General features: G+C 36.8%; 10 protein-coding genes. 3 read left to right on the forward strand and 7 right to left on the reverse strand.

The genetic code is table 11. The annotated features are described in order from the left end of the window. Positions 1-10: 10 nt before the first annotated feature. The 3 genes from IC610_RS16850 to IC610_RS16860 form a co-directional block, all read right to left on the reverse strand. Positions 11-3,049 (reverse strand): AAA family ATPase, encoded by a 3,039-nt coding sequence (locus IC610_RS16850; RefSeq protein ID WP_191737886.1) that lies wholly within the window; start codon positions 3,047-3,049, stop codon positions 11-13. A 179-nt stretch (positions 3,050-3,228) separates the two neighbouring features. Continuing rightward, positions 3,229-4,437: a metallophosphoesterase family protein gene (locus IC610_RS16855; RefSeq protein ID WP_191737887.1), complete on the reverse strand. Its 1,209-nt coding sequence runs from the start codon at positions 4,435-4,437 to the stop codon at positions 3,229-3,231. Beyond that, positions 4,434-4,604, reverse strand: coding sequence for a hypothetical protein (locus IC610_RS16860; RefSeq protein ID WP_165592829.1), 171 nt, complete (start codon positions 4,602-4,604; stop codon positions 4,434-4,436). The genes IC610_RS16855 and IC610_RS16860 overlap by 4 nt, the downstream gene beginning before the upstream one ends. Before the next feature lie 699 nt (positions 4,605-5,303). Here IC610_RS16860 and IC610_RS16865 point away from each other — a divergent pair. Next, positions 5,304-5,555, forward strand: a complete 252-nt coding sequence (locus IC610_RS16865) for a VF530 family protein (RefSeq protein WP_191737888.1) — start codon at positions 5,304-5,306, stop codon at positions 5,553-5,555. A 103-nt stretch (positions 5,556-5,658) separates the two neighbouring features. Continuing rightward, the gene (locus IC610_RS16870) at positions 5,659-6,159 is read left to right on the forward strand and encodes an FKBP-type peptidyl-prolyl cis-trans isomerase (RefSeq protein ID WP_191737889.1); all 501 of its coding nucleotides are present in this window, start codon (positions 5,659-5,661) and stop codon (positions 6,157-6,159) included. 379 nt (positions 6,160-6,538) lie between these two features. On the opposite strand, the gene IC610_RS16875 is transcribed toward IC610_RS16870, so the two are convergent. Together IC610_RS16875 and IC610_RS16880 are read right to left on the reverse strand one after the other, a co-directional pair. After that, the gene (locus tag IC610_RS16875) at positions 6,539-6,916 is read right to left on the reverse strand and encodes a YchJ family protein (protein WP_191737890.1); all 378 of its coding nucleotides are present in this window, start codon (positions 6,914-6,916) and stop codon (positions 6,539-6,541) included. Positions 6,917-7,289: 373 nt separating this feature from the next. After that, a complete protein-coding gene (locus IC610_RS16880; protein WP_191737891.1) occupies positions 7,290-9,434 on the reverse strand; it encodes a M3 family metallopeptidase in 2,145 nt (714 codons plus the stop codon). A gap of 229 nt (positions 9,435-9,663) precedes the next feature. Here IC610_RS16880 and IC610_RS16885 point away from each other — a divergent pair, with 229 nt between their 5' ends. Beyond that, entirely contained in the window at positions 9,664-10,473 is an 810-nt protein-coding gene (locus IC610_RS16885) for a head GIN domain-containing protein (RefSeq protein WP_191737892.1), read from the forward strand. A gap of 1 nt (position 10,474) precedes the next feature. Here IC610_RS16885 and IC610_RS16890 read toward each other — a convergent pair whose 3' ends face one another. Together IC610_RS16890 and IC610_RS16895 are read right to left on the reverse strand one after the other, a co-directional pair. Then, positions 10,475-12,352, reverse strand: a complete 1,878-nt coding sequence (locus tag IC610_RS16890) for a monovalent cation:proton antiporter-2 (CPA2) family protein (RefSeq protein WP_191737893.1) — start codon at positions 12,350-12,352, stop codon at positions 10,475-10,477. A gap of 1 nt (position 12,353) precedes the next feature. Further along, positions 12,354-12,875 carry an NAD(P)H-dependent oxidoreductase gene (locus IC610_RS16895; RefSeq protein ID WP_056074764.1) on the reverse strand — a complete coding sequence of 174 codons (522 nt, stop codon included), beginning with the start codon at positions 12,873-12,875 and terminating at the stop codon, positions 12,354-12,356. Positions 12,876-12,907 lie beyond the last annotated feature (32 nt).

Raw genomic sequence — 12,907 nt, forward strand, 5'->3', positions numbered from 1 at the left:
TCAATTACGTTTATACCACTTCAATCAAACTTCCCCTTTCCTCATCCTTTGTAATATGCAGTGAAACCGGAATTTTTTCTTTCAGTTCTTCCACGTGCGAAATGATGCCGACGATCCTGTTTTCTTTCTGTAAATTCATTAGCGTTTCAAAGACAATGTTTACCGATTCTACATCCTGTGTTCCGAAACCTTCGTCGATGAAAAAGAAATTCTTCTCCGACTGTGCATTGGTCTGAACGCTTTCTGCCAAAGCCAGTGCGAGACTCAGAGAAACCTGAAAAGCCTGTCCGCCAGATAAGGTTTTTACACTTCTGCTGCGGCCTTCGTTGAGGTAATCGATGATTTCAAAATCATTGTTTTCGTTCAACTGTAAACTTAGTTGATTCCTCGTCATCCGGTGAAAACGGACGTTGGCGTGGTCGCATAACTGTCTCAGATAAATAGATGAAATGTACCGCACAAATCCAGCTCCGTTAAACAGATTCTGCATGATTGCTAAATTTTCACGACGCTTCTGAACTTTAGCCAAGTCCAAAAGAAGATTTTCTTTTTTCTTAAATTCTTTCTCAAGCCGGTCAATTTCCGAACTGATTTTTACGACAGAATCGTTGGCGAGTTTCAAATTACTCTCAGCAGTTTTAAACTGATTTTCCGCTTCAGCAAACTGTTCTTCATCAAAAGAAAAATCTTTGAGCTTGGTTTCCAGATCGGCAATTCCGTTCTTAAGTGTTTCAAACTGTATTCTGAATTGTTGAATGGTATTTCTCACCTGCTGCACATTAATTTCCTGCACAAGAATATTTTGAACAGCCTTTACATCAATGAAATTATTTTCAACTAAGGATTTCGTTAAGATGTTTTTATTTTCTGAAATCTCTTTTTCCAGTTCGGAAATTCTTGTTTTCAGCTGACTGACAATCGTTGTCTGTTCCGCTACTTTAGGTGAAATTTCCTTTTCATCTTTTACAAGCTGCTGATAATTCTGCTCAGTTTCAAGATTGGATTGTGCAAGTTTTTTATAAGTATCTACAATCTCAGCAGTTTCTTTTTCTTTATAATCTGACCATTTTAAAATTTTCAAATTTGCTTCGCTCGTTCTGATCTGCTCTTCTTTTTTAGCTTCGTCAAGTGTAAATTCTTCCAAAGCTTTTTTATATTTTTCCAGATGTTCACGCTCTTTTTCCAGAGTTTTTTGCTGCCCGGAAATCTGTTGTGTCAGTTCTTCGATCTGCTTTTCAATTTCAAGGGACTGCTGACGTTTTTGCTCAAAATCCGCTTCATTGTCAGCATTAAAGTCTGTCCAGATAAAGTTTTTTCTGTGAGTCTCAGTCTTAATTTTGATCAGATTTAAATTTTCCTGCTCAGCTTTCTGTTGGTCTTCAAAAATCTTTTTCCGGTCAAGAATTTTTTCAATTTCAGAAACTTGTTTTTGGTAGGTATTCTTTTGAATTTCGGTTTGCTCAATCTGTTTTTTAATTTCAGTTAATTCAGCATTCACATCATCAAATTCTACAATATTCGGATGTTCGAGTGCACCACAAAGCGGACAGGATTCTCCGTCGTGCAGTTCTCCGGCAAAATGAGCCAATTTCTGCTGAACTTCAAGCTGGCTTCGACGTTCCGAAAGTTTTTTCGCCTCCGTTTCTAAAGCATCAGATTTCTGTTTAAAATCTTCCTTGTAGGTTTCAGGATCGACAGCAAAAGGAATAAGTTCAGCATTAAGTTTCTCAATTTTAATCTGAGCTTCTTCAATCTTTCCGGTTTGATTTTTTGCTGATTCCGCTAAATTTTTATGCTCCAAAAACCAATTTCCAACATGAATCAAAGTATTGGAATCTATTTTTTTAGGTTTTAAAGCTTCAGTCTTTTCGGAAAGTTCACTTATTCTTTTTTGGATTAATTTCTGTGTAGCTTCAACCTCTTTTACTTTCTCTGAACCTTTTTCAGTTCTTACTTTTAAAGTTTTAATATCATCAGAATATTCCAGCATTTTCAGGATCAGGCTCAAATCATTTTCCTGAATTTTAGATTGCTCCAAAGCTTCGAATTTTGGAAGAATCGCAGCCAGTTTACTTTTAATATGTTCAAATCTGGCTTCAGTTTCCTGTAAGATTTTAAACTGATTTTCTTTATTTTTCAGTTGTTCTGAAATTTCCTTCTCCAGCTTATTTTTCTCTGCAATAATAGGTGTGAAGATCCTGAAAACTTTATCGAAAAGTTCCGTTTTAATTTCCAGTTCGTCAACTTCGGTTTTCTGCAAACTGAGTTGTTCAAAATCAAATTTCTTCTGTTTTAACGATTCGAAATCGGTCTTTAGATTTTTTAATTGTTGGTATTTTTCCTCAATGGTTTTAAACTGAATTTTAATCTCTTCAAATTTCTGCTGCTCGAGTTTCAAATGTTCTTTCTGTGCTGAAATCTGATCCTCGTTCACTTCCTCAAAACCTTTCAGCTGACCTTCCAGCTGATCGAGTTCAGATTTGTTTTTGGTATTAAGATCCGAAACATTTTTCTGCAAATCAAAACGGTGAAGACTGAAAATCTCCTTCATCATATTCGTCCGTTCGGTCGCTCCCAGTTCAAGAAACTCTTTAAACTGACCTTGAGGAATGATGATTGTCCGCTTAAAATTAGCATAACTCAGCCCAATAATTCTTTCCGCACTGGAATGTTCCAAAGGAATCCAACTGTCATTTTTCCATTCATAGAAAGTGACTTCGGGCGTTTTTACATCTTCAAAATTCTTTGAATTCCGTTTAAATTCTCTTTTTGCACGGAATTTTTTATTTTCATAATTAATAAAATCAAATTCAATCAGAGACTTATTTGATTTGAGATTCATCATGTTGTAAGCACGTTTATCTCTCGAATTCAGACGTTCAGTTTCGCCATACAACGCAAAAGAAATGGCTTCCAAAATAGAAGATTTCCCGGAACCTACCGATCCGAAAATACCGAACAAGCCAGCTTCCGTCAGGCTTTCGAAATCGATTTTCTGACGTTCCTGATATGAGTAAAGACCTTCTAAAGTGAGTTGAATTGGAATCATTTTAAATGTGTGTTTTGTTTTTCCGCTAAAGAGAAAGATTTTGATGTTTAAATTTTTTCAAAGTGTGCAAAATAAAAATGTTACATTTTGCAAACTTTTGAATTTCTACATTTTAATAATCTTCTTTGGTCTCTTTTGCGGTTTAAAATATATTGCAGATTAAGAAAAATCCTTGATTGTTATTTACCTGAAGCTATCTCATTAAACAGATTAATTAAATCTTCATTCGGTTCCTGACCGCCGTTTTTAGATTTAAAATAATCTTTAAACAGCGCCTGAATATCCTGATTAAGATTAATTTCGCTCAAATTATTATCATTAAAGTCCTGATTTCTAATTTTTGGAATTAAATGCACAATACCGCCATGAGACTGATAGATCACTTTTCTTTCTTCGGCCTTTAAAAAAGTTTCGCTTTCCAGCGTGAGTTCAACCAGCGTGTTTGGGTTGTCCTTAAGCCATTCAATGGTTTTTTCTACAGAATCAAAGGTCTTTCTGACCAAAGGTTTACCATTTTCCAGAGCAATTTTTTCAAATGAAATGGCTTTTTTAGGTTCAGCTTGAATGATGGAAACATATTTTGTCTGTCCGGCCTCGCTGAAACTGTAGCACAAGGGCGAAGAAGAATAAACGACAGGTTTTTCCGCAGTTCCGATGTTCTGAAAACCGTGCAGATGCCCCAAAGCCGTATATTGAATCTGATGCGGAATAATATCCGACCAGATCAGGTCTGCATTTCCGATTTTAATAGGTTTTTCACCTTCAGGTTCTTCCAGCATCGGCGCCCCCTTTTTATTCATGTATAAATGAGCCATCAAAAGGTTGACCCCGTCTTCGTCGCAGAATTCATCGGCAGTTTGCTTCCAGTTCTCTCTCAAAACCTGGTTGAGTTCCTCGTCCTTATTTTCTCCCAGATACTCTTTCAGACGCACTTCATTCGCATAAGGCGTGTGAAGGATTCTGACAGGAAAATTATGGTTTTTAAATTCCAGTTCGATAAAACCAGACGCGGTTTTTGAAATTTTAAAATGTTCAAGTTCAAAAGGCGTGATCTGAGCTTTCGGATGACCGATCAAAATAATTCCACATTCTCTTGCCAAAGGATCTGGCGCATCGATCAGACTCGGTGAATCGTGATTTCCTGAAATGGCGATCACTGGGCGTTTTCCGTTTAAAGATAAGCGTTTTAAAGTTTTATAGAAAAGTTCTGTCGCCTCAACACTTGGATTTAAATTATCGAATAAATCTCCGGCAATTAAAACCAGATCCACGTTTTCGCGGTCTGCAATCTCAACGATTTCGTTCATCACCAAAACCTGTTCTTGGAGTCGTGAAAAACGGTCAAGACGTTTGCCTAAATGCCAGTCGGCGGTGTGGAGGATTTTCATTTTATTTCGTCTTCTTGTTCCTTTTCTGCGGCTAATTTAGCTTTCGTATTTTCACGCATTTCCTTCAGGCGGTTCTTTCTTTTCAGCTCAGCTTCCTGAATTTTCCGCTTCTTGTTGGCGATTATTTTATTGTATGTTTTTTTATTGGCGTCTGTATTTCTGCTCATCTCAAATTTATTGTATGTTCATTCAATTTTGAAATCGGTTTAGCTAAATTAATCTATTCTTTAGAGAAAACATTAAATCGAAAGTAATTTAGATGTTCCCTTCTGTGTTTGAACCTATTAGATTTTTAATTCTAATTTATGCTGAAAACAATCATTTTATCTACGGTTTTTATCAATTTAAATTCTGTTTTTTCAAGTTGTCGGTTTAAAAAAAATAGAAATTTCTTTTTTTTGTAAAACAACCCCGTTTATAATTTCAGAAGTATTCCGTTGGTTTTAAACAACAGTGTTTGTGACTTCCGGCGATCTCCGTTAGTTTAAAACAACCTTGTTTGTAACTTCCGGAGTCTGCATTTTGTTTAAAACAACCTGTTTATAATAGAATGCAGTTGCAGTTTGTTTGTTTCACCGTTGTTTGTAACCAAATGCAGTTTACATTTAACTAAAACAGGTTGTTTGTGACTACCCGCAGTTGCATTTTGTTTGTTTCACTATTGTTTGTGATAAAATGCAGAATATTTTGCTCGAAGCAACCTCATTTGCAACAGCAAACCTAACGGGTTTCTAAAAACCCGTTAGGTTTAGAATTGAGTATCTCGCATTGTTATAAGTAAGTTTGAAGGATGAAACCTCATAGGTTTTGAAAACCTATGAGGTTTAGATGAGGTTTAGAAATGAAATAATTAACTTTGCCAAACTATGGAGCAACAGTCAAAAGATCCTTTACACGGAAAACGTCTCGATGCCATTCTTGAGGAACTGGTAGAATATTATCAGGGCTTTGAGGAATTGGGAAAACAAATCAACATCAAATGCTTTACCGATAATCCAAGCATCAGTTCGTCATTGAAGTTTTTGAGAAAAACAGATTGGGCAAGAGCGAAGGTTGAAAGTCTGTATCTGTATGTTTTGAGACAGAAGAAAAAGGCGGAAGCAAAAAATAAAAATTAGTATGCCGCAGATGATTCTTTAATGATAATTAATGAATCAATTCCTTCAAAAACAGTATATTTGTGCCGTTTAATCGTGAAAAAAATCACGCAAAAAAAGAAATATGACAATTGATAACAATCATGTGGTAGCTGTAAAGTACGTTCTTCACACTATCGAAGAGGATGGAAGCAAAATCCTTGTAGAAGAAACGACAGCAGAAAATCCGCTTACATTTTTATATGGTGTAGGAATGATGATTCCTAAATTTGAACAGAATATCCACGGTTTAACTGCTGGTGATACTGCTGCTTTCGTGATTCAGCCGGAAGAAGCTTACGGTGAAAAACAGGAAGATGCGATTGCTCAATTGCCAATTGAGATGTTCGGTGATGGTGGACTTCCACCAGTGGGAGCTATTTTACCTCTAACAGATAACGAAGGAAATAATTTCCAGGCTTTTGTAGTAGACGTTACGCCAGAAGCTGTAATTGCTGACCTTAACCACCCAATGGCTGGGAAAGTTTTGGATTTCCAGGTTGAGATTTTAAATACCCGTCCTGCAACGGAAGAGGAATTGTCTCACGGTCATGCTCACGGTATCGACGGAAACGAGGCTCACTAAGAGTTTTCTACATAAAATTAAAATGTCCGGCAGAAATGCTGGACATTTTTTTATGCGTACCTGAACCACAAAAGTCACAATAGAAATTTTAATTATTGAAGTTTCATTATTTTGAAAATAAAAGTTCAAAAAGTTTAATATGCGGGAAATTTTGACACATCAGTCATATTAGTTTTAGTTTGAAAACTTTGAAAATATTTTAGAACACATAAGAGTTGAAAATCAAAGATTTTCATTGTATGCTTATTATTAGAATGTAGGATAGTGCAAACATTCACTTTAAAAATCTTTGATTTTTTATTTATAGTGTTATAAAAATGTTTTCAAACCAAGAAAAATCTCTGTGACTTATGTGTTAAAAGTTTTTGTGGTTAAATTATCAGTCCAAAAATTCTCCAGAAACATAATACCAACGGTTTTGGATCATTTTGAATGTCGATAATTCGTGATGAATATTTTTTTCTCCGTCTTCATCCGTATAATATGCTTTGAATTCTACTTTATTCATCGATGGTTTACTGACGATTTCCAGTTTCGTCCATTGGTTGATTTCTCCCCATTCCTGTAAATCTTTGGTATTGTGAAATTGTCTTTTGCTGGGTGAGGTGGTTTCCATTAAATATTTCCCGTTTGGAATAGCAAATGCCGAAAATCGTGAACGCATCAAAGCTTCAGCGGTCGGAGCAAATTTTTCTCCTGTATGAAAAGGTTTACAGCATTCTTCATACGTTTTTCCGGAGCAGCATGGACAGTTCATTTTTTTTGATTTTAATTTTAAAACACAAATGTACACGAATATTTTTTCACGAATTACACAAAGCGTGGTTCAATAGGGATGGGCTTTAGCCCGTCTGTAATTTAAATTGATCCGATTGGCTTTAGCCAAAACTTATCTCCTGTTACAAATTTACTCGAAGAATATTACACTCATATCTGTGTAAATCCGTGAAATCTGTGAGAAATTAAATAGCGCACAGATTGCACAGATTTCCACAGATTTTTTATGTTTGAAAAAAATTAGCTTAATCAGCAAAATCAGCGAGAGCCTAAATTCGGGATAATTCGCATTAAATTCGAGCCATTCGTATAACTAAAAAAAGCATCCAAATAAATGAATGCTTCCCTATAGTTTATTTAATAAAACCTCTGTTTCTCAACAACGGCTTAATATCCGGATCATGTCCTGTGAAATCTCTGAACGCCTGATTCAAATCAACAGAATTTCCGACAGACAGAATGTATTTTCTGAAACGGTCACCGTTTTCTCTCGTCAGTCCGCCATTTTTTTCAATCCATTCCCATGCATCACTGTCTAAAGTTTCAGACCATAAATATGCGTAATAACCTGCCGAATAACCGCCACCCCAAATGTGTGCAAAGTAAGGTGTGTGGTATCTTGGCGGCACGGTTGATAAATTAAATCCGTGGTTATTTAATGATTGCTTTTCGAAGTCTAAAACCGGAAGCAATTGATTTTCATTGGTTACAGAATGCCAATCCATATCCAGAGCTGCTGCAGAAACCAGTTCAGTCGTCATATAACCTTGGTTGAAAGTTGCCGCTTTTTTAATTTTATCAACCAAAGCCTGTGGAATCGGCTGTTTTGTTTCATAATGAAGTGCGTAATTTTTTAAAACTACATGATCTAATGCCCAGTGTTCATTAATCTGAGAAGGGAATTCCACAAAATCTCTCGGTACATTGGTTCCTGAAAGTGAAGGATATTTCTGACTCGCAAACATTCCGTGGATGGAATGACCAAATTCGTGGAAAATGGTTGTTACATCATCATAACTGATTAATGAAGGTTTTCCGGCGGCAGGTTTCTGATAATTATAGCAGTTGACAATCACTGGTTTTGTTCCGAGGAGATATGATTGCTCAACAAAATTACTCATCCACGCACCACCATTTTTAGAATCTCTTGTGTAGAAATCTAAATAATAAATGGCCAGGGATTTTCCGTCATGATCGAAAACTTCATAAGTTACCACATCAGGATGATACACCGGAAGGTCGGTTCTCTTTTTAAATGTAAGGCCATAGAATTTTTCGGCGGCGAAGAAAACTCCTTTTTCCAGAACAGTTGTGATTTCAAAGTACGGCTTGATTTGGTTTTCATCTAAATCAAATTTTGCTTTTCTCACCTGTTCAGCATAAAAATTCCAGTCCCAAGGCTCTAATTTGAAACCTCCTTTCTGCTGGTCAATCAGATCCTGAATATCTTTTGCTTCACGTTTTGCGGTTTCCACAGCAGGAGTTGCCAATTGGTTCATTAATTTTACGGCAGCGTCAGGATTTTTCGCCATCTGATCCTGCAGTTTCCATTCTGCGAAGCTTTTTTTGCCTAAAATCTGCGCTTTTTTCAGTCTTAATTGTGCCAGTTTTTCAATGGTTGCTCTCGTGTCGCTGTTTCCACCTTTTTCAGCTCTCATCCATGAAGCTTTGAAAGCTTTTTCACGGGTGGCCCGGTTGGTCAGGTTTTGTAAAACAGGTTGCTGTGTTGTATTTTGAAGCGCTAAAAGATATTTTCCTTCTTTTCCTGCAGTTTTTGCGTCCGCTGCAGCAGCTGCAATTTCATCAGCTGAAAGTCCGTCTAATTCTTTTACGTTATCGATAACGATTCCACCTTCTTTTCTTGCTTCCAGTAATTTATTTGAATACTGAGTAGAAAGTGAAGCCATCTCCTGATTGACCTGCTTTAATTTTTCTTTATCAGCAGCGGAAAGATTGGCTCCTGCGATTTCAAAATTTTGTTTGTAAAATTGAAGAAGTCTTTTGCTTTCAGAATCTAAACCATTGTCTGAAATAGATTTAATTCTTTTGTACAGATTTTCATTCAGATACATTTTATCAGAATGTGCTGCGAAAATAGGAGCGAATTCTTCGTCTAAAGCCTGAAGCGTAGGGTTGGTATTGGCACTCGTTAGATTTGAAAATGTAATCATTGCTCTTTTCAAAACTTCACCACTTTTTTCCAAGGCTACAAGCGTATTTTCAAAAGTTGCCGCTTCAGAATTGTTGGCAATTGTAAGGATTTCAGCATCGTGCTGTTTTAAACCAAATTCAAAAGCAGGTTTGAAATGTTCGTTTTTAATTTTATCAAATTCGGGAGCTTCATATTGAAGTTTGCTTTTCTTCATGAACGGATTCGTAGAAAGTGAAGCGTCAGTAACAGGAATTTCCTGTTTTACGTCGGTTGTTTTCATTGTGGTAGTGCAGGAATAATTGAATGCCAAAGCAGAAATTAATAATACTGATGAAATGTTTTTCATGTGCAGAATTTATTATTTAAATATAATTATCAAACTCTTATCTGATTTTAAAACTGTTTTTCTTGTCAGTTGTAAGAGATTTCATAATTTAGTTGTTATTAAAGTATAAAGATATTAAAAACTAAACTTTAAAACATCAAAACATCAAACCGCCACAATTTTCCATCTTAAAACTGATGAAATTAAAGCGGTAGCATGTAAAATCAGAAACCAATCAAATAATTTAAATATGAAATACACTTCTATTTTACTTTTATCAGGAATCATTACTTTGTCATCGTGCAAAGAAAACGAAAGCAAAAACGGAAAGTCAACATGGCTTCCGGACGTTACCAATAAGGATCACGGACCTTTAAAACAGAAAGAATTTAAAGGAGATTTTGACGAAATTGAAGTTTCGCAGGCAATCGAAGCTGAGGTGATAAAATCTGATGTGGAAAGGGTCGTTATTTCTGCCCCTGCCAATATTATCGATGAAGTTCTGGTGGATAACAGTGGCGGAGAATTGCATATTCATTACAAAAACGGTTTCCGCGTGATGAATACAAATAATGTGAAAGCTAAAATTTATGCGAAAGATTTCAAAAAACTGGAAGCTAATTCTGCAGGAATTATCGTGGTAAGAGATCAGTTTACACAGGATAAAACCGATGTGGAAGTTTCAAGTTCAGGTCATATTTCGGGCAAACTCGAGGCCAATGAAATGGATATTGACGCCGGAAGCAGCGGCACTTTTAAAGGACAAATCTGGGCTGTAAATCTTAATGTAGAAGCCTCTTCAGCTGGAGAAGTGAATATTTCAGGAAAAACTAAAGGTGCCGTTTTAAATGCATCATCAGGAAGTACAATTTCGGCAAAAGAGGTAGTTGCAGAAAACGTAAAAGCAGAATCTTCAAGCGGTTCAAATGTTGAAATTGGTGTTTCTTCTAAATTTGAAGCTCATGCTTCTTCAGGAGGTTCAATCAAAGGAATTAAAAAAGGAAATGTGACCACCGTTTCGAAAGAAGAAAGCAGTGGGGGAAGTGTAAGTTTACAGTAAACTATTTGTCGCCTTCCTCTTCACCTTCGGCTGATGAGGTTTCCCAGTCTTTATTCTCAAGATTTAAATTATCATAAGCCAACAAATCCTCCTCTCTTTGGAGGATTTCTCTTGTAGTAAAAAGCCGGATGTCTTCATCGTCATTTGATTTCGCCAGTTTACGGATGGAGGCTTTGTCGATCGCCATAAACCTTTGCCCTAAACGTCTTGCTGCATATTTCCGCATTCCGGTTTCCTGCAGAACATCAACAGCCATATCGACTGCAGTTCCTAACGTTTCTCTGTAAATATTGTCAATTCCGTTGTCGAGATAGGCGTAAGCATCAATTCTGTTTTTTGCACGGACAAATATTTTCACGTCAGGATATTGTTCACGCACCAGATCAGCAACAAATCTGTTGTCATCGGGATCATCCAAACAGAGAACCAAAATTTCGGCATCTTCAATTCCTGCAGCTCTCAGAACTGGAATTCTGGTCGCATCACCATAATAGACTTTAAAACCATAACTTCTCAACAGTTTCACACGGTCAGAATCTCTGTCGAGAACTGTTGCGGTGATTTTATTTGCTTTCAGTAGTCTTCCCACGGTACTTCCGAAATGCCCGAAACCTACAATGATGATTTTTTTCTGAGAAATATCGCTGTCTAAAATATTGAAATCGGATTGAGTCTCCGGAACTTCCCTGAGAAATCTTGGAGTAATTATTTTATCATTAATAATCAGAAGAATCGGAGTAATGCACATCGTAATTGCTGTCACGGCCATCATTTGGGCATTCATTTCTGCGCTGAAAAGTGATAAATCTGATGCGTAATTAATCAAAACAAAAGCAAATTCACCCACCTGAGAAAGGGCAAAAGCATAAAATAAACTCTGAGGACTGTCGATTTTAAAGAATTTCCCGATCGCAAAAAGAACAACGAATTTTACTGTCAAAACCACAAATACGGTACTGAAGATAAATGTTGGATCAGCAGCAATCACATTAAAATTCATCGTGGAACCGACACTGACAAAAAACACAGCGAGCAGAAGACCTTTGAACGGATCAATATGCGCTTCCAGTTCATGACGGAATTCACTATTTGCTAACATTACGCCAGCCAAGAATGCTCCTAATGCAGGTGATAAACCTATGGCAACCATCAGTTCTGAAACTCCAATCACGAGAAAAAGGGAAGTGGCTGTAAGTAATTCTGTCATTCCCGCTTTCGAAACATACCTTAAAAACGGTACAAAAACATATCTTCCCAATAAAATCAAGGCTACAACACCGAAAATTACGGTTCCTGCCTGAAGCCAGTCCGGAAGTTTCTGAATTAAAATCTGAACTTCATTGTCATTATGCTTTGCTTTGGTATGAGCCAAAACCGGCAGAATCGCAAGAATTGGAATTACGGCAATATCCTGAAATAACAGTGTGGAAAAGGAAGCTTCGCCGGCCAGAGTTTTCAGATTGTTTTTTTCCTGTAAAGTCTGTAAAACAATTGCGGTAGAAGATAATGCAAAACACATGGCGACGGCGATGGCTTTGTTCATATTCCAACCTGCTGTGATGAAGATGATGAATAAAATAAAAATGGTGAGAACCATCTGTGTAAGCCCAAGTCCGACAATTTTCTTCCGCATCTCCCAGAATTTTCTCGGTTCCAGTTCTAATCCGACCAGAAAAAGCAACATGATCACGCCAAATTCGCTGGCGTGCATAATATCGTTGACGTCATTTCCGGTAAGTCTCAGAAGATAAGGTCCGATGATAATTCCACCTAAAATATAGCCTATCACCGAACTTAAGCCCAATTTTCTGGCCAGCGGAACCATAATAATGGCAACGCCTAAAAAAATCAGGGTGTTCATCGCGATGCTGGATTCCATATTATTGATTTAGGATTTCTACAAATTTTTTTTTGTGAAGGATAATTTCTTTTTTTGACAGTTTATTGGCTTCGTAAACAATGGTAATGTCTTTAATATTGGCACCGAAAACATTTAAAGAAACAATGAGCGTGCTGATGATCTCATCGATGGTGTATTTGTAAGTGCCTTCTTTTGTGAAAGATCTTTCTTTGCCACCTGTTGTTACAACGATGTAAACTTCTTTGTCTTTCAAGGGATTGTTTTCGCCTTCTTTCACCCAGTTCCGGTCGAAAACTTCGTCAATCCACAGCTTCAGCAGAGGTGGAATCCCGAACCAGATAATCGGAAACTGAAATATAAAACGGTCGTACTGCTGCAGTCTTTTTCTTTCTCTGAAAGCGGCAATGTGAAAATCAGGATATTCTTCGTACAGATCACGAAGTGTATAATGCTGATGACGAACGTAGAAATTGATGAGTTCAACGTTTGAAGTAGAGTGTTCAAGATAAGGATGGGCAAAAACCACCAGTGTTTTCTTCATAAACCCGTTTTCAGTAAATATAATGAAAATTT

The sequence above is a fragment of the Chryseobacterium caseinilyticum genome (assembly GCF_014837145.1).
GTDB lineage: Bacteria > Bacteroidota > Bacteroidia > Flavobacteriales > Weeksellaceae > Chryseobacterium > Chryseobacterium caseinilyticum.